At 66.0% G+C, this 15815-nt stretch carries 14 protein-coding genes; 10 read left to right on the forward strand and 4 right to left on the reverse strand.

What is annotated here, in order from left to right; genetic code table 11:
• Positions 1-109: 109 nt before the first annotated feature.
• From NMQ16_RS05860 to moaE, 8 genes are all read left to right on the forward strand, one after another.
• Complete coding sequence (locus NMQ16_RS05860; RefSeq protein ID WP_069038026.1) at positions 110-691, forward strand: ANTAR domain-containing response regulator; 582 nt, start codon at positions 110-112, stop codon at positions 689-691.
• A gap of 386 nt (positions 692-1077) precedes the next feature.
• A complete protein-coding gene (locus NMQ16_RS05865; protein WP_257079573.1) occupies positions 1078-2379 on the forward strand; it encodes a CmpA/NrtA family ABC transporter substrate-binding protein in 1302 nt (433 codons plus the stop codon).
• Positions 2380-2432: 53 nt separating this feature from the next.
• Positions 2433-3356 (forward strand): nitrate ABC transporter permease, encoded by a 924-nt coding sequence (ntrB, locus tag NMQ16_RS05870; RefSeq protein ID WP_257079574.1) that lies wholly within the window; start codon positions 2433-2435, stop codon positions 3354-3356.
• A 21-nt stretch (positions 3357-3377) separates the two neighbouring features.
• A complete protein-coding gene (locus tag NMQ16_RS05875; RefSeq protein WP_257079575.1) occupies positions 3378-4172 on the forward strand; it encodes an ABC transporter ATP-binding protein in 795 nt (264 codons plus the stop codon).
• Between the two features lie 342 nt (positions 4173-4514).
• The gene (gene mobB, locus NMQ16_RS05880; RefSeq protein ID WP_257079576.1) at positions 4515-5009 is read left to right on the forward strand and encodes a molybdopterin-guanine dinucleotide biosynthesis protein B; all 495 of its coding nucleotides are present in this window, start codon (positions 4515-4517) and stop codon (positions 5007-5009) included.
• On the forward strand, positions 5006-6223 hold the full coding sequence (glp, locus tag NMQ16_RS05885; RefSeq protein ID WP_257079577.1) for a gephyrin-like molybdotransferase Glp: 1218 nt from the start codon (positions 5006-5008) through the stop codon (positions 6221-6223). The genes mobB and glp overlap by 4 nt, the downstream gene beginning before the upstream one ends.
• 3 nt (positions 6224-6226) lie before the next feature.
• A complete protein-coding gene (gene moaD, locus NMQ16_RS05890; protein ID WP_257079578.1) occupies positions 6227-6490 on the forward strand; it encodes a molybdopterin converting factor subunit 1 in 264 nt (87 codons plus the stop codon).
• Positions 6491-6503: 13 nt separating this feature from the next.
• Complete coding sequence (gene moaE, locus NMQ16_RS05895; protein ID WP_257079579.1) at positions 6504-6953, forward strand: molybdopterin synthase catalytic subunit MoaE; 450 nt, start codon at positions 6504-6506, stop codon at positions 6951-6953.
• Here the strand turns inward: moaE and NMQ16_RS05900 are convergent, their stop codons facing one another.
• A complete protein-coding gene (locus NMQ16_RS05900; RefSeq protein WP_257079580.1) occupies positions 6954-9098 on the reverse strand; it encodes a 4Fe-4S binding protein in 2145 nt (714 codons plus the stop codon).
• 185 nt (positions 9099-9283) lie between these two features.
• On the opposite strand from NMQ16_RS05900, the gene NMQ16_RS05905 reads away from it, so the two are divergent.
• Positions 9284-10117 carry a tetratricopeptide repeat protein gene (locus NMQ16_RS05905; RefSeq protein WP_257079581.1) on the forward strand — a complete coding sequence of 278 codons (834 nt, stop codon included), beginning with the start codon at positions 9284-9286 and terminating at the stop codon, positions 10115-10117.
• Positions 10118-10400: 283 nt separating this feature from the next.
• Here the strand turns inward: NMQ16_RS05905 and NMQ16_RS05910 are convergent, their stop codons facing one another.
• The 3 genes from NMQ16_RS05910 to NMQ16_RS05920 form a co-directional block, all read right to left on the reverse strand.
• Positions 10401-11819, reverse strand: coding sequence for an ATP-binding protein (locus tag NMQ16_RS05910; protein ID WP_257079582.1), 1419 nt, complete (start codon positions 11817-11819; stop codon positions 10401-10403).
• A complete protein-coding gene (locus NMQ16_RS05915; RefSeq protein WP_257079583.1) occupies positions 11816-12541 on the reverse strand; it encodes a response regulator in 726 nt (241 codons plus the stop codon). Before NMQ16_RS05915 ends, NMQ16_RS05910 begins: the two co-directional genes overlap by 4 nt.
• Before the next feature lie 93 nt (positions 12542-12634).
• Positions 12635-13021 carry a hypothetical protein gene (locus NMQ16_RS05920; protein WP_257079584.1) on the reverse strand — a complete coding sequence of 129 codons (387 nt, stop codon included), beginning with the start codon at positions 13019-13021 and terminating at the stop codon, positions 12635-12637.
• A gap of 184 nt (positions 13022-13205) precedes the next feature.
• Between NMQ16_RS05920 and NMQ16_RS05925 the strand changes: the two genes are divergently transcribed.
• Positions 13206-15809: a glycosyltransferase gene (locus tag NMQ16_RS05925; RefSeq protein ID WP_257079585.1), complete on the forward strand. Its 2604-nt coding sequence runs from the start codon at positions 13206-13208 to the stop codon at positions 15807-15809.
• The last annotated feature ends 6 nt before the right edge of the window (positions 15810-15815 follow it).

A 15815-nucleotide genomic window follows, 5' to 3' on the forward strand; every position in this document is an offset into this window, starting at 1 on the left:
CTGCGCCGAACGGCGCAAGTGCATCGAAACGGCTGATCGTGCCTGCAGTTCCCGCGCGTTGGCACAGCGATTGCATGCCACGTTCAATCCGAATCTCGAATGTTGCGCCATGGCTGTCCTCAATGTTCTGGTGGTCGATGAATCGCGCAAGCGTGCAGCGGAAATCTGCGCCGGGCTTGCCTGCGCCGGTTACCAGGTAGCGGCCGTGCTGTCGAGCGCCTACGATCTGCACCTCAGGGTAGAAGAACTCAAGCCCGATGTCATTCTGATCCAGACCGATTCGCCTTCGCGCGACACGCTGGAACACATGGCCGCGATGGACCGCGAAAAGCCGCGTCCGGTGATCGTGTTCGCCAACGAATCGGACAGCAAGACCATCCGTCGGGCCATGAAGGCCGGTGTGTCGGCCTATGTGGTCGACGGGCTGGAAGCCAAACGCATCAAGCCCATCATCGATGTGGCCCTGGCGCAGTTCGAGGAACATCAGGAACTGCGTCGCGCGCGCGACGAGGCGCGGCAGAAGCTGTCCGACCGCATCACCATCGACCGCGCCAAGGGCGTGCTGATGAAGCTGCGCGGCATAGAGGAAGATGCCGCGTACCACACGCTGCGCAAGCTGGCGATGGAGCGCGGCAAGACCATTGCCGCCGTGTCCGAAGACCTGCTCGCCACTGCCCGACTGCTCGGCTGATCCTGCACCGGTTGTATCCGCCGCTGCACTCGCTGCCGGCGGCACCTTGTTTCGACTGTTGCCGGCATCCCTGCCGATTACCGCTGTTCGTCGTGGTGCGCGGCGTCAGGCTGTTGCACCGCACAAGTGCAGCCCAATGAGGCAGCGCGCGCAATGTCGTCGGGCGGATTATGCAAAACCTTTGAAAAACAGCTGGATGGATGTGGCGCAGTGCTCTGGCACGCTGCGTGCTACGAGACGTTCAAGGCGCAACAACGACGTTGCGGCCAGCGAGGCTCGAAAGCCTCCGACAGGGACAGGGGCGTCCATCCGGCTCGGCTTTCACCGCTGCGGATGCACGCCCCTTTTTCATTCTGGAACCGAAACATGAACCCACGGAGAACACGATGGCTGACCATCCGAAACAGGCAGACAGCGCGCAGGCCCAAGGCATCATCGAAACCGCAGACAAGCGCCGCAGCTTCCTCAGGCAGGGCGTGGCACTCGGCGCAGGAGCAGCGCTCATGAGCATGGTGCCGCCCGGCGTGCGTTCGGGAGCATGGGCTGCAGGCTCGGACGCACCCGAGAAGAAGGAAGTGCGCATCGGCTTCATTCCGCTGACCGACTGTTCCAGCGTCGTCATGGCGGCGGTCGAGAAGTTCGACGAAAAGTACGGCATCAAGATCATCCCGTCCAAGGAAGCATCGTGGGCTGCGGTGCGCGACAAGCTGGTCAATGGCGAACTCGATGCGGCGCACGTGCTGTACGGCCTCGTATATGGCGTGCATCTGGGCATCGGCGGTCCGAAGAAGGACATGGCCGTGCTGATGAGCCTGAACAACAACGGCCAGGCCATTACGCTCGCCAACAAACTGAAGGACCAGGGCGTCACCGATGGCACCAGCCTAAAGAAGCTGCTGACCAGCAAGCCGGGCGACTACACGTTCGCGCAGACCTTCCCGACCGGCACCCATGCCATGTGGCTGTATTACTGGCTGGCCGCGCACGACATCAATCCGATGAAGGATGTCAAGGTCATCACCGTGCCGCCACCGCAGATGGTGGCCAACATGCGTGTAGGCAACATGGACGGTTTCTGTGTCGGCGAGCCGTGGAACAACCGCGCCATCATCGACAAGATCGGCTTCACGTCAGTGACGACGCAGGACATCTGGACGGATCACCCGGAAAAGGTGCTCGGCACCACCGCCGACTGGGTCAGCAAGTACCCGAATACTGCGCGCGCCATGACGGCTGCCGTCCTCGAAGCGGGCAAGTGGATCGACGCCTCGCTCGCCAATCGGCGCAAGACGGCCGAAGTCGTGGCAACCAAGTCATACATCAACACCGACATGGACGTCATCCTGGAACGCATGCTGGGTCGCTATTCGAACGGCCTGGGCAAGAGCTGGGACGACAAGAACGCGATGAAATTCTACAACGACGGCGCGGTGAATTTCCCCTACCTGTCGGATGGCATGTGGTTCCTGACCCAGCACAAGCGCTGGGGTCTGCTGAAAAGCGACCCGGACTATCTGGCCGTGGCCAAGGCGATCAATCGGATCGACATCTACAAGCAGGCCGCGACGGCCGCCGGCGCGCCGCTGCCCAAGAGCGACATGCGGTCGCACAAGCTTATCGACGGTGTCACCTGGGACGGCAAGGAACCGCAGAAGTATGCAGGCAGCTTCAAGGTCAACGCCGCGTGATGGTTCGGGCGCGGGGTTCGCCCTGCGCCCTCAGGTACCGAAAGGAGTCAAGCATGAGTGCAGCAATCATTACCAGTGACAAGGTCGTTCAGATGACGTCCGGTGCCGCCGCCACGCCGGTGCGCGCCGCGAACGAAGCGGCGCCGGTCGTGCCACCCGTCGTTGCGGCAGCGTCGCGTGAGCCGCGCACGCCGGTGTCGGAAATCCTTCTGAACATCTTCAAGGCGGTGTTTCCGCCGATCGCCGGCATGGTGTTGCTGATTGCCGTGTGGGCCCTGCTGGCCGGTTCCGGCGGCAGCATCCCCGGGCCGCTGCCGGTGTGGGAAGCGGCCAAGGTGCTGTTCGCCGACCCGTTCTACAACAATGGGCCGAACGATCTGGGCATCGGCTGGAACGTGCTGTCGTCGCTGCAGCGGGTCGGCATCGGCTTCGGCTTCGCCGCGCTGGTGGGCATACCGCTTGGCTTCATCATCGGCCGCTTCGCCTTCATGAACGCCATGCTCGACCCGATCATCTCGCTGCTGCGCCCGGTCAGCCCGCTGGCCTGGCTGCCGATCGGTCTGCTGGTGTTCAAGCAGGCCGATCCTGCCGCCACCTGGACCATTTTCATCTGTTCCATCTGGCCGATGATCATCAACACCGCGGTCGGCGTGCAGCGCGTGCCGCAGGACTACATGAACGTGGCGCGCGTGCTTGATCTGAGCGAGTGGAAGATCGTCACCAAGATCCTGTTCCCATCGGTGCTGCCCTACATGCTGACCGGCATCCGCCTGTCCATCGGCACCGCCTGGCTGGTCATCGTCGCTGCCGAAATGCTGACCGGCGGCGTGGGCATCGGTTTCTGGGTGTGGGACGAGTGGAACAACCTGAAGGTGGAGCACATCATCATCGCAATCTTCGTCATCGGCATCGTCGGTCTGCTGCTCGAACAGTTCCTGCTGCTGCTCGCCCGCCGCTTCTCGTACGGCAACAGCTGATCACGGACCCAGGAGATTCCCATGAGCAAAGTCATCGTCAAGGTCGAAAACGCCGGCATGTCCTTCGATACAAAGAAGGGCAAGTTCGTCGCACTGCGCGACATCGACCTCACCATCGCCGAGGGCGAATTCGTCACGCTGATCGGACACTCCGGCTGCGGCAAGTCGACGCTGCTGAACCTGATCGCCGGGCTCACACTGCCGACGTCCGGCAACTTGTTCTGCGACGGTCGCGAAATCGCCGGCCCGGGCCCGGAGCGCGCGGTGGTGTTCCAGAATCACTCGCTGCTGCCCTGGCTGACCTGCCGCGAAAACGTGCTGCTGGCGGTCGAGCGCGTGTTCGGCAGGAAGGAAGGCAAGGGCAAGCTGAAGGCGCGTGCCGAGGCGGCGCTTGAAATGGTGCATATGGACCACGCACTGGACAAGCTGCCGCATGAAATTTCCGGCGGCATGAAGCAGCGCGTCGGCATCGCCCGCGCCTTCGCGATGGAGCCGAAGATCCTGCTGATGGACGAGCCCTTCGGCGCGCTCGACGCACTGACGCGCGCCAGCCTGCAGGACGAGCTGAACGGTGTCATGGAAAAGACCGGTGCGACCGTCGTCATGGTGACGCACGACGTCGATGAGGCGGTGCTGCTGTCCGACCGTATCGTCATGATGACCAACGGCCCGGCGGCCACCATCGGCGAAATCCTCGAAGTGAAGCTGGCCCGTCCGCGCGACCGGTTGAAACTGGCGCATGACCACGACTTTGTCGAGTACCGCGCCGCGCTGCTCGAGTTCCTGTACCAGAAGCAGGTGAAGAAGGCGGCCTGACGCGGTGTATGTCGGGCATCGCTGCGCTCGCCCCGATCTGCGGGACGTGTGCCGGGTGCGGCGGGCGGGTGTTGGGCATCGCCTTCGGCTCACCCCAACCTACAACGGCGCGCGGAGTCCGTAGGTTGGGGTGAGCGCAGCGATGCCCAACATCCCCGCTCCATCCCCGCAAAGCTGCGCGACATCGTCGACGACGCAGATGTCGGAGCTGCCCTCGCCTGCAAGGGCGAAGTGCCTCGTCAATCTGTGCCATTTCCGGCAATCCATGACGGGCGAAGCGGCCGCCGTGCGCGTGTGCGGTCGCCTGGGCGATAATCGTGGTTTTACCGCACCGCCCAGCCCATGAACGTTTTCGGATTTGCCGGCTACAGCGGCTCCGGCAAGACCACGCTGATCGAACAGCTCATCCCGCATTTCGTGCTGGAGGGGCTGACCGTATCGCTGATCAAGCACGCCCATGCCGGCTTCGACATCGACCGTCCGGGCAAGGATTCCTTCCGCCTGCGCGAAGCCGGCTGCACCGAAGTGCTGCTCACGTCCAACAACCGCTGGGTGCTGATGCACGAACTGCGTGGCCGTGAAGAACCGTCTCTCGACCAGCAGATTGCCGCGCTGAGCCCGTGCGACCTGGTGCTGGTGGAAGGTTTCAAGGCGTCGCCGATTCCGAAACTGGAAGTGCACCGCCCGTCGCACGACCGGCCGCTGATGTATCCGGACAACCCGCACGTGGTCGCCGTCGCGACCGATGTGCCGATGGAACTTCCGCTGCCCAGGCTCGACCTGAATGATGTGGAAGCCATCGCGGGCTTCATCCTTAGCCACCAGGGGTTCCGATGAACGAAATGCTTACCCTCGACGCGGCACTCGCGCGCTTGCTCGCGAGCGCGCGCCCGATCGGCGACACCGAAACGGTCAGCACCTTCCATGCGGCCGGTCGTGTGCTGGCACGCGATCAGCGGTCGGCAATCACCGTGCCGCCGCACGACAACAGCAGCATGGATGGCTACGCGGTGCGCGTGGCCGACCTCGAATCGGTCGGCGACTGCCTGCCGGTCAGCCAGCGCATTCCCGCCGGACACGTCGGTAAGCCGCTGGCGCCCCGCACCTGTGCGCGCATCTTCACCGGCGCGCCGGTGCCCGCGGGTGCTGACGCCATCGTGATGCAGGAAGCCACGCGCACGACCGATGCCGGCGTGTGCTTCGACGAGATACCGAAGATCGGCGCGTGGATACGCCGCGCCGGCGAAGACATCCGCAACGGCGACACGGTGCTGGCGGCCGGCAGCCGGCTGCGCGCGCAGGAAGTCGGGCTGGCGGCGTCGGTCGGGCTGGCCGACCTGCCGGTGGTGCGCCGGCCGCGCGTCGCACTCTTTTCCACCGGCGACGAACTGGTCATGCCGGGCCAGCCGCTGCCCCCGGGTGCCATCTACAACTCGAACCGCTACCTGCTGCGCGCACTGTGCGAGGCGCTGGGCTGCGAAGTGCTCGATCTGGGCATCGTGCCGGACCGGCTCGACGCCACGCGCGCTGCGCTGCGCGAAGCGGCGGCGACCTGCGATGTCATCCTGACGAGTGGCGGCGTCGGTGTCGGCGAAGAAGACCACATCAAGCCGGCGCTCGAAGCCGAAGGCGGGCTGGACAGCTGGAAGATCGCGATGAAGCCGGGCAAGCCGCTGGCGCACGGCCATGTGAAACGCTCCGATGGCAGCATGGCCGACTTCCTGGGTCTGCCCGGCAATCCGGTGTCCAGCTTCGTCACCTTCCTGCTGCTGGTGCGTCCGTTCATCCTGCGCCGCATGGGTGTGAAGGACGTGACGCCGGTGCCCTTCATGGTGCGTGCCGACTTCGACTGGCCGAAACCCGATCGCCGGCGCGAATTCCTGCGCGTGCGCCGCACTGCCGCCGGCGGGCTGGAGCTGTTCGACAATCAGAGCTCCGGCGTGCTCACCTCGACCGTGTGGGGCGATGGCCTGGCCGACATCGTGGCCGGGCACACGATCGCCCGGGGCGATGCCGTGCCTTTCCTGTCCTTCGAATCGCTGCTGTACTGAAACATGGCCCACACCACCATCAAAGTGCTCTATTTCGCCGCGCTGCGAGAAGCGCTCGGCACGCCGGGCGAAACGCTTGAGCTGCCGGGCGGCTGCACGACGCTGGGCGACGTGCGGGCGCTGATCGCCGGCCGGGGCGGCGACTGGGACAGGCTGGCGCAGATGAAGAACCTGCGTGCGGCGATCAACCAGCGCATGGCCGATCCGGCCGCGACGGTGGCCGACGGCGACGAGGTCGCCTTCTTTCCGCCGGTCACCGGCGGCTGAGCGGGAGGCAGGCATGAGCGTAAGTGTCCGCGAAGCCGATTTCGACATCGGCGCCGAAATCGACGCGCTGCTGGCCGGCCGCACCGACGTCGGTGCCGTAGCCACCTTCACCGGTCTGGTGCGCGACATGAACGACGGTTCGGGCGTGCACGCGATGACGCTCGAACACTATCCGGGCATGACCGAGTCTGCGCTGGAAGACATCGTCGCCCAGGCGAAGTCGCGCTGGGACATTCTCGCGGTGCGCGTGATCCATCGCGTCGGCCTGTTGCAACCGGCCGACCGCATCGTGCTGGTCATCGTCGCCGGCAGTCACCGCGGCGAAGCCTTCGCGGCCTGCGAATTCATCATGGACTACCTGAAGACGCGCGCGCCGTTCTGGAAGCGCGAAGACACGCCCGACGGCAGCCGCTGGGTGGACGCGCGCGACACCGACGACAGCGCCGCCCGGCGCTGGGACTGATCAGGCGCCGCCTTCGACCCTGACCGGCAGCGGAAAGGGCTTCACCGTGCGGCCCTTCCTCGCATACAGCAGCACCGGCGCGCAGCGTTTTTCGTCGGCGTGGATGCCGACGCAGTCGAGGCACTGGAAACAGTCGTCGTAGCGGATTTCGCCGCTGCGCTCGATCGCATCGTACTGGCAGCGGTGACGACAGGTCTGACAAGGCTTGCCGCATTCCACCCGCCGCGCCAGCCAGTCGAAGCGGCGCAGCTTGCCACCGAGCGCCATCGCCGCGCCGAGCGGACACACATAGCGGCAGAAGAACTTGTAGCTGAATGCGCCGGCCAGCAGCAGGCCGACGGCCCATGCGACATAGGGCCAGGTGCGGTCGAATCCCACCGTGATGGCGGTCTTGAACGGTTCCACCTCGACCAGCCCGGTCGCCAGATCAGGCGCGACGCCGGCCGCCACCACCAGCACGAGCAGGATGACGAAGCGGCCGCGGTCGAGCACCCGCGCGAGCCGCGCGGGCAGGCGGATCTGCGGCACGCGCAGCTTCTGTGCCGCCATCGCGACGAATTCCTGCAGCGCGCCGAACGGGCACAGCCAGCCGCAGAAGGTGCCGCGGCCCCAGATGAAGAAAGTCACCAGCGTGAAGGCGATGATGAGCAGCGATACCGGGTCGTACAGGAAGCTCTTCAGGCTCTGGCCGGCGACCAGCGTCTTGATCGCGCCGGTGATCTGCACGATGGACAGCTGGCCCTGCGCATACCAACCGATGAACACCAGCGTGAACAGCAGGAAGCCGCTGCGGAAAAGCACCAGCCGTCTGGCATCCTTCGCCATCCACTGCGGTTTCGCCAGCACCACCGACAGCAGCACGAGCGCGGCGCCGATCAGCGCCAGATCCGGCCAGCGGCCTTGCCAGGCGATCAGCCATTCCGGCAGCGGCTTCGGTGGATAGATGAACAGCCGCTCGGGCAGCGCGTAGTCGAGCGCAACGGTCTGGTTGGTGATGCGCGGCAGCATGATGCCCTTGGCGCGGGTCAACGTGAGCGTGACCTGCAGCGGCTGGGCCGGGTCGAGATTGGACGCGGCATAGACGCGGAACACACCCGATGCATTGAAGGCGGGCGCGCCGGGCGGTGCTGGGTGCTCGAACACCAGATCGCGCATTTCCGCCGGATAGCCACCCTGGGTCAGCTGCAGTTTCGGGGGTGCGGTGCCGGGCACGAAGCTGTCGTCGAGCACCGCCTCGCGGCCAGTGCTGGCGAACCACAGTGCATGCTGCCCCGGTTCGAGCTTTTTCATCAGATCGGCGTAGCGCGCTTCGCCGAGCACGGTCCGGCCGACGGTCGGCGCATTCAGATAGGCGACGTAAAGTTCGATCAGCGTGTCGCCGGGGCTGCGCAGCGCGTCATCGTCGACGCCTTCGCCTTCGGTGCCGGCAAACAGCTTTTCGGCCTCGGCGTGTGTCACGCGCAGACGCCCGATCAGGCCGCGCTCGACCAGCACCGGAAAGTCCAGTGGTTCATAGACATCGCTGCGCACTTCGGCGGGCGGACCGCGTGTGCCGGGGTCGGCGAAACCCAGCTTGGCGCGTGCCACCGCCAGCCCGGCGGCCAGTGCGGTCTGATTCACGATGCGCACCGACGCGGTGGCCTTGGTGACGCCGTCCAGCACCACGCGGTTGTCGGCAGCGCCGGTCTTCGTGTTGCCGTAGGCCGACGACACGGTGAAATCCTGACGCAGGTTCTTGCCGGCGTACTGGCGCACGAACTCGTTCAGCGGCGTTTCGCCCAGGCCGCTCAGGAACACCGGTTCGTGCTGTCGCAGCACCGATACGTCGATGAAGTTGCCCTTGCGGTCGATCGCCACCAGCAGGTTCATCGGCGTGCCTTCGAACCCCGGGATGGGTGCCAGATCGATCGACTCGAACACATAGCCGATCGGCCCGCCTTCCGGTTCCAGTTCGCTGGTGATCGGCCAGGCGGGAATGTCGGTCAGCTTCGGCTGCACGTGCAGCGGCGGCGGAAAGCGCGCCGACAGCGCCTCGAGCGTCATGTCGCCGGCGACGGCGGGCGCACAGGACAACATGAAGCACAGCGCACTGGCAGACACGGCGGCCAGCACGAAGCGGATCGGACCGAACAGGGAAGATGTCATCGTGCGGCGGGGTGCAGTTCGTGAAGCGATGGTTCGCGACGCTAGCACACGTCGGCCGGATCGAAATCCGACGTCGAAGGGAAACTCCTTCGTGCGTTAAGCTGTCAAGGAAACATGACATACCCGAAAACCGCTGCCACATCCTGTCGGTGCGGCCGGGCTGACCACCGCGGAGAACCTGCATCATGACCATCCAACGCTTTCGACCGCGCTTCCTGCTTCATGCCGCCGTGGCTCTGGGTCTGCTGCCGATATCGGCGTTTGCGCTGACCGAAGCGGACATCGACGAAGCCATCCGCAAGCCCTCGTGGGGCCTCTACAAGGGCTACGCGGAATTCAAGATGGCGCATTACGACGACGCCAAACGCATCTGGTCCGTACTGGCCGAGCGCGGCAGCGGCGAGGCCTGGTTCAATCTGGGCATCCTGGCCGAAGACGGGCTGGGCGAGCCGCGCGACCCGCAGCAGGCGCGCCACCGTTACGAACAGGGGGCGCTGGCCGGCAGCCGCAACGCAGCGCTGCGCCTCGGCCTGCTGCTGCAGACCAGCAAGCTCGGCGCGCCTGACCCCGATGGCGCGCGGCGCTGGCTGAAGGTCGCTGCCGACGGCGGCGATCAGGAAGCGGTGACCCAGCTCGCCGCACTGTCCGGCGATGCGCCGGGCGGCAGTGCTGCCGATCGCGCGCTGGCTGACGCGCGCAAGCTGGAAGCCGACGGCCGGCATGGCGATGCGGTGCTGCAGTACAGAACGCTGGCCGATGCGGGCGACCCGCGCGGCGTGACCCGGCTCGCCTGGGCCTACGAATCGGGCCGCGGCGTGCCGCGTGATCTGGCCGAAGCCGCACGGCTGTTCCGCGTCGCCGCAGAAAAGGGTGAAGCCGAAGCGCAATACGCGCTGTCGGTCATGCTTGAAACCGGCGCCGGTCAGTCACGCAACAGCGACGAATCGCTGCGCTGGTTGCGCAGCTCAGCCGACCAGAAGTACCCGCCCGCGGTCGAGGCACTGCAGGCGCGCAAGTAGCGGCCGATCGACTGCGCGCAGATTCTCCTGGAGCGTCCCCTGTGGGCACGGGGCGGTCTGTGGGAGAGTGGCGGTCTGTGGGAGCGGCGGCCCCGCCGCGATTGGCACCGGCCCTGTGGGAGCGGCCTTGTGGGAGCGGCGGCCTCGCCGCGATCGTGCAGCGATCATCGTTGAGCAGAGTGCGTATCGCGGCGAGGCCGCCGCTCCCACAAAACCTGCGCCGCTCCCACAATAGCCGCTCCCGCAAGGACTGCTCCTACGGGGGCACAGCGCCTTGGCGGCTTCAGGACGCGATCGGCAACACCAGGCTCGCGCGTAGCCCGCCTTCGGGTCGCCGGCTCAGGGTGATGTCGCCACCTTGCGCGCGGGCCACGGCGCGGGCGATGGCGAGCCCCAGGCCGCTGCCGCCGGTGTGGCGGGCGCGCGACGCCTCCAGCCGCACATAGGGTTCGAATACCCTCTCGCGTTCGCCGTCGGGAATGCCCGGGCCGTCGTCGTCGATGTCGACCCGCGCTTCGGTGGCATTGCCCGATAAGGTGACGCGGATCTTGCCGCCACCGTAGCGGCGCGCGTTGTCCATAAGATTGGCGAGGCAGCGGCGCGTGATGGACGGCCGCACGATGACCGGCTGCGCCACGCTGCCGCTCACCTCGATATCGGCGCCCAGTGCGGCGATGTCGTCGGCCACGCCCTCGACCAGCGCGTCGAGCCGGGTCGGCGCGGCCGCTTCCGAACTGTCGCCGGCGCGCAGGAAGGCCAGTGTGTCGTCGATCAGCGTTTCCATGTCGGCCAGATCGCGCTCGATGGCGTCGCGTACCGGGCCTTCGGGCAATTGTTCGAGACGCAGGCGCACGCGCGTGATCGGTAGCCGAAGGTCGTGCGACACGCCCGCCAGCGCCTGCGCCCGGGTGTGGATCAGCGTGCGCAGCGCGCGCTGCATGCTGTTGAAGGCGCGGGCGGCGCCGGCGACTTCACGCGGACCGGATTCGCCGAGCGGCGCCTGTTCGAGGTCGCGCGCCAGCCCTTCGGCGGCGCGCGCGAACATGTCGAGCGGCCGGGTCAGCCGGCGCACCACCCAGATCGACAGCAGGCTGACGACGATGGCCACCAGCAGCAGGCTGCCGATGATGCGCAGCGGTCGCTCGGCCACCGCGAGTGGCGGCGAATAACGGAAGGTGAGCACCGTTCCGTCGTTCAGCCGCGCCTGGGTCGACACATTGTGCGGATGCGGCTTGGCGAACAGCCGGGCCAGGGCCGGCGGGGGCGGGAGAGGCGGGCGCAGCGGCAGCGCGTCAGCGGCCGTTGCGCCGGTTGGCGCTTTCGGACGTTCCAGCGTGATCACCTGATGCGCATGCCGTCCCGCAATGCGCTCATCCACCTTGTTGGCGAACGCCTCGAAGTCCTCGTCCACCGGCCGTGCGTCGTCGTACCAGGGTTCGTCGAGCGACAGCGCCGTGCTCGGACTTTCCAGCAGTCGCACCAGGCGGTCCCGTCCGGCCGGCGCGGTTTCGTTGATCAGCGCGATCGATTCGGCCACCCGCGTCGCCGCATATTCGCTGCGCACCTGACGCGACAGACGCACGCGGTCGTCCACCACCAGCCAGAGGCCGATGCCATTGGCCACCAGCAGTCCGCCGAGCAAGGTCAGCAGGATCTGGCCGAACAGCGTGCGCGGCATCAGGCGCGAAAAGAAAGCGCTCAAACGTGTTTCTCCACCGGCACCGACAGCACATAGCCTTCGCTGCGCAGCGTGCGGATGATGCGCGGCTCGCGCCCGTCGTCGCCGAGCCGGCGGCGCAGCCGGCTGATCATCACATCCACCGTGCGATCGAACGGACCGGCGCTGCGACCGGCCAGCACGTCCATCAGCTGGTCGCGCGACAGCACGCGGTTTGGGCTTTCGGCCAGCGCGTTCAGCATGCGGAATTCGCCGCTCGACAGCGGCGTCACGACGCCCTGGGCGTCCACCAGGTGGCGTGCGCCCAGATCGAGCGTCCAGCCGGCAAATTTCAACGTGCGCACATTGCCGTCACCGTCCGGATGTTCCGGCGCGCGGCGCAGGATGCTGCGCACACGTGCCAGCAGTTCGCGCGGGTGAAAAGGCTTGGGCAGGTAGTCGTCAGCGCCCATTTCGAGACCGATGATGCGATCGAGCTCGTCGCCTCGCGCGGTCAGCATCAGGATGGGCAGGCGCGATTTCGCGCGGATTTCGCGGCACAGCGCGAGCCCGTCGTCACCGGGCAGCATCACGTCGAGAATCAGCAGGTCGCACGCTTCGTGGGCGAGTGCGGCGCGCAGGCCCGGGCCGTCAGCCACGGTGCGCACGTCCATGTCCTGCTTGCCCAGATAGTCGCGCAGCAGCTCGCGCAGCTCAGGGTCATCATCGACGACCAGGATGCGCGGCTTGGGATTGGCGGTGTTCATGCACGCAAGCTTAGCGGCTTGCCGGCCGCCCGCATGCAAAGCGGACAAATCCACACAGCCGGTTTACGCGCTGTTAACAATTGCACTGCGCCGTCAGTGCGCGTGGCTGCGGCGTGACCGGGTCGACGCCAGCGCGATCAGGCCAAGCAGCAGTCCTGCCGCGGCGTAGTCGGCGCTGTACAGGATCAGGCCGGCGCCGCCACTGACCACAGCCACTGCCGCCAGCATGGGGATCCGGGTCGCCATGGCCAGTGCGCCGGCCGCCAGCGCAAGCCAGCCGATGCGCTGGTCGATGAACAGCTGCGGCGCGTAGCGCCTTGCAGCGCAGCGCCAGTCGTCGCTCGCCGCCGCGCACAGGCCGTGCAGCACATCGGATTCCATCAGCCCGTAACGCAGCGTCGCACTGGCCGCGACGGCTGCGGTGAAGGCGACGATCAGGCCGGTGACGGGCGTATTGCGGTGGAACAGGTGTCGGTTCATGGGCGCAGGAGTGTAGGCGGAGTCCGTCGCCACAGGGCAAGGGATTTTCGCTGTGTTAGCATCGCCGCGCTGCAACAACGGGTCGTTCGCAGACATGTACGACGCGTCAGAACAACGTTGTGCAGACCCCAACCTTACCGGAAATTCCGCGTCCGACGCTTCATGGCGCGGTCGCACACCGCGCATGAAAAGACATATTTCGTTCGCCCGGATACTGATGGCGCTGTTCGTGGCGGGCGGCGTTGCCGCCATCCACTTCGGCCTGTGGGCGGTGATGAACCGGCCGGTCAGCGTGGTCGAACCGCTCGACTACATCGACGGATTTTCTTACAGCCCCTACCGCCGTGACCAGACGCCGCTGCGCGGAATCTACCCGTCGTACGAAGAGATTGCGCAGGACCTGTCGCAACTGGGTGGCATCGCCCACCGCATCCGTACCTACAACTCGACCGAAAACCCGGAAGTGTCGGATCTGGCCGGCCAGAACGACCTGAAGGTCACGGCGGGTGCGTGGATCGATACCGACAAGGTGCGCAACCGGCGGGAGATCGGCGCGCTGCTGGCGGACGCGCGTCTGCATGGCAACATCGACCGGCTGATGGTGGGCAACGAGTCGCTTCTGCGCGCCGACGTGACGATTCCCGAAATGATCGAGTACCTGGACGAGGTGCGCGAGGCGACCGATCTGCCGGTATCCACCGCCGAGCCCTGGCATGTCTGGCTGAAAAACCCCGAACTGGCCAACCACGTTGACTACCTGGCCGTTCACCTGCTGCCCTATCACGAGGGTGTGCCGGCGGACAAGGCGGTCGATTACGCGATGGCGCGCTATCAGGAACTGCTGGATGCCTTTCCCGGCAGGGCCATTTTGATCGGCGAAATCGGCTGGCCGAGCAAGGGACCTACCATCCAGGCCGCGGTGGCGTCGGAAGAGAACCAGGCGCGCTTCGTCCGTGAGTTCCTGTACCGCTCGCTGTGCAAGAACCTCGACTACTTCCTGATCGAAGCCTACGACCAGCCGTGGAAGATCGAGATCGAAGGCTGGGCCGGTGCCTACTGGGGCATGTTCAACGCCGACCGTCAGTTGAAGTTCCCGCTCGAAGGCAGCGTGGACCGCAACAGCGGCTGGATCGACGACGCTGTCGTGGCCACCGTGTTTGCGCTGGTGCCGATGCTGCTGCTGTGCCTCGCGCAGCGCGGCATGAGCATGTTCGGCCTGCTGTGGATGTGCGTGCTGGTGCAGGCCTGCGTCACCGCCATCGTCATTTCGGCCCGGCTGCCGGCGGATTATTACTTCACGCTGCGCGATCTCACGGCGCTGATCGGCCTGGTGTTCGGCGTCATGCTGACCGCGGGCGTGCTGCTGACCAATGGTTTCGAATTTGCCGAGGTGTTCTTCAAGGCGCGCTGGCGCCGCGCCTACAAGGCGGCTGCGCCGCTGCCGCCCGAACAGCAACCTTTCGTGTCTGTGCATCTGGCCTGCTGCAACGAGCCGCCGGAAATGGTGATTGCCACCATCGACAGTCTGGCAGCCATGGATTACCAGAACTTCGAGGTGCTGGTGATCGACAACAACACAAAGGATGAGGCGCTGTGGAAGCCGGTCGAGGCGCGCATGGCCGAACTGGGCCCGCGCTTCCGCTTCTTCCATCTGTCGCCGTGGCCGGGTTTCAAGGCCGGCGCGCTGAATTTCGGCCTGAAGCAGACCGACCCGCGGGCCACCGTGGTCGGTGTGGTCGATGCCGATTACGTGGTTACGCCGGACTGGCTCAGCGCATTGATTCCGCACTTCCACGATGAAAAGGTCGCTGTCGTGCAGGCGCCGCAGGCGCACCGGGAATGGGAACGTCACCCGTTCCGGCGCATGTGCAACTGGGAATTCGAAGGCTTCTTCCGCATCGGCATGCATCATCGCCACGAGCGCAATGCGCTGATCCAGCACGGCACGATGACGCTGGTGCGCCGTTCGCGCCTGGAAAGTTCGGGCAGCTGGTCGGAGTGGTGCATCTGCGAAGACACCGAGCTGGGCCTGCGCCTGCTCGAAAACGGTGACGAACTGCGCTATATCGACCGCGTGTTCGGCCGCGGCCTGACGCCGGCCAGCTTTGCTGCGCTGAAGTCGCAGCGCTTCCGCTGGGCGTTCGGCGCAATGCAGATCCTGAAGGGCCACTGGCGTTCGCTGTTCGGTCACAGCAAGCTCGACAGCGGGCAGCGCTATCACTTCATCACCGGCTGGTTTTCGTGGTTCGGCGACGCGCTGCAACTGGTGTTCGCGATGGGCGCCATCGCCTGGACAGCGGCCATGCTGATCTGGCCCAAGCTGTTTTCGCTGCCGGTCACCATCATGCTGGCGCCGGTGCTCGGTCTGCTGGTCGCCAAGGCGGCGATGGGCCCGATCCTTTACCGGCGCGCGATGGACTGTCCGTGGGCTGATATTGCGGGTGCGTCGCTGGTCAGCCTCGGCCTGTCGCATTCGATCGCGCGCGGCGTCATCGCCGGTCTGACGCACAAGCGTGGCGTGTTTCTGCGCACCGCCAAAGGCAGGGGCGAAAGCGGCCTGGCCCAGTTCTTTCAGCCGATCCGCGAGGAAACTTATCTGCTGCTGGCGCTGATCGCCGCCGCCTGGGCCATGATCGTGCTGCGCGGTACGCAGAACATCGAAGTCGTGCTTTGGGTGACGATGCTGGGTCTGCAATCGCTGCCTTACCTCGCCGCCGTGGGCTGCCAGTTCATCGCCCAGTTGCCGGAAAAAGCCGAGCCACTGCCAGCGCAGGCCCAGGCCGCGTGACCGGTC

This window comes from Methyloversatilis sp. XJ19-49 (genome assembly GCF_024580145.1).
Taxonomy (GTDB): Bacteria; Pseudomonadota; Gammaproteobacteria; order Burkholderiales; family Rhodocyclaceae; genus Methyloversatilis.

Excerpts from the sequence above, each read along its gene's own strand:
- NMQ16_RS05915 (WP_257079583.1), bottom strand. The coding sequence starts at position 12,541 with ATGAACACCGCCAATCCCAAGCCGCGCATCCTGGTCGTCGATGATGAC.
- glp (WP_257079577.1), top strand. The coding sequence starts at position 5,006 with ATGAACGAAATGCTTACCCTCGACGCGGCACTCGCGCGCTTGCTCGCG.
- ntrB (WP_257079574.1), top strand. The coding sequence starts at position 2,433 with ATGAGTGCAGCAATCATTACCAGTGACAAGGTCGTTCAGATGACGTCC.
- NMQ16_RS05865 (WP_257079573.1), top strand. The coding sequence starts at position 1,078 with ATGGCTGACCATCCGAAACAGGCAGACAGCGCGCAGGCCCAAGGCATC.
- moaE (WP_257079579.1), top strand. The coding sequence starts at position 6,504 with ATGAGCGTAAGTGTCCGCGAAGCCGATTTCGACATCGGCGCCGAAATC.
- mobB (WP_257079576.1), top strand. The coding sequence starts at position 4,515 with ATGAACGTTTTCGGATTTGCCGGCTACAGCGGCTCCGGCAAGACCACG.
- NMQ16_RS05900 (WP_257079580.1), bottom strand. The coding sequence starts at position 9,098 with ATGACATCTTCCCTGTTCGGTCCGATCCGCTTCGTGCTGGCCGCCGTG.
- NMQ16_RS05860 (WP_069038026.1), top strand. The coding sequence starts at position 110 with ATGGCTGTCCTCAATGTTCTGGTGGTCGATGAATCGCGCAAGCGTGCA.
- NMQ16_RS05905 (WP_257079581.1), top strand. The coding sequence starts at position 9,284 with ATGACCATCCAACGCTTTCGACCGCGCTTCCTGCTTCATGCCGCCGTG.
- NMQ16_RS05875 (WP_257079575.1), top strand. The coding sequence starts at position 3,378 with ATGAGCAAAGTCATCGTCAAGGTCGAAAACGCCGGCATGTCCTTCGAT.
- NMQ16_RS05920 (WP_257079584.1), bottom strand. The coding sequence starts at position 13,021 with ATGAACCGACACCTGTTCCACCGCAATACGCCCGTCACCGGCCTGATC.
- NMQ16_RS05925 (WP_257079585.1), top strand. The coding sequence starts at position 13,206 with ATGAAAAGACATATTTCGTTCGCCCGGATACTGATGGCGCTGTTCGTG.
- moaD (WP_257079578.1), top strand. The coding sequence starts at position 6,227 with ATGGCCCACACCACCATCAAAGTGCTCTATTTCGCCGCGCTGCGAGAA.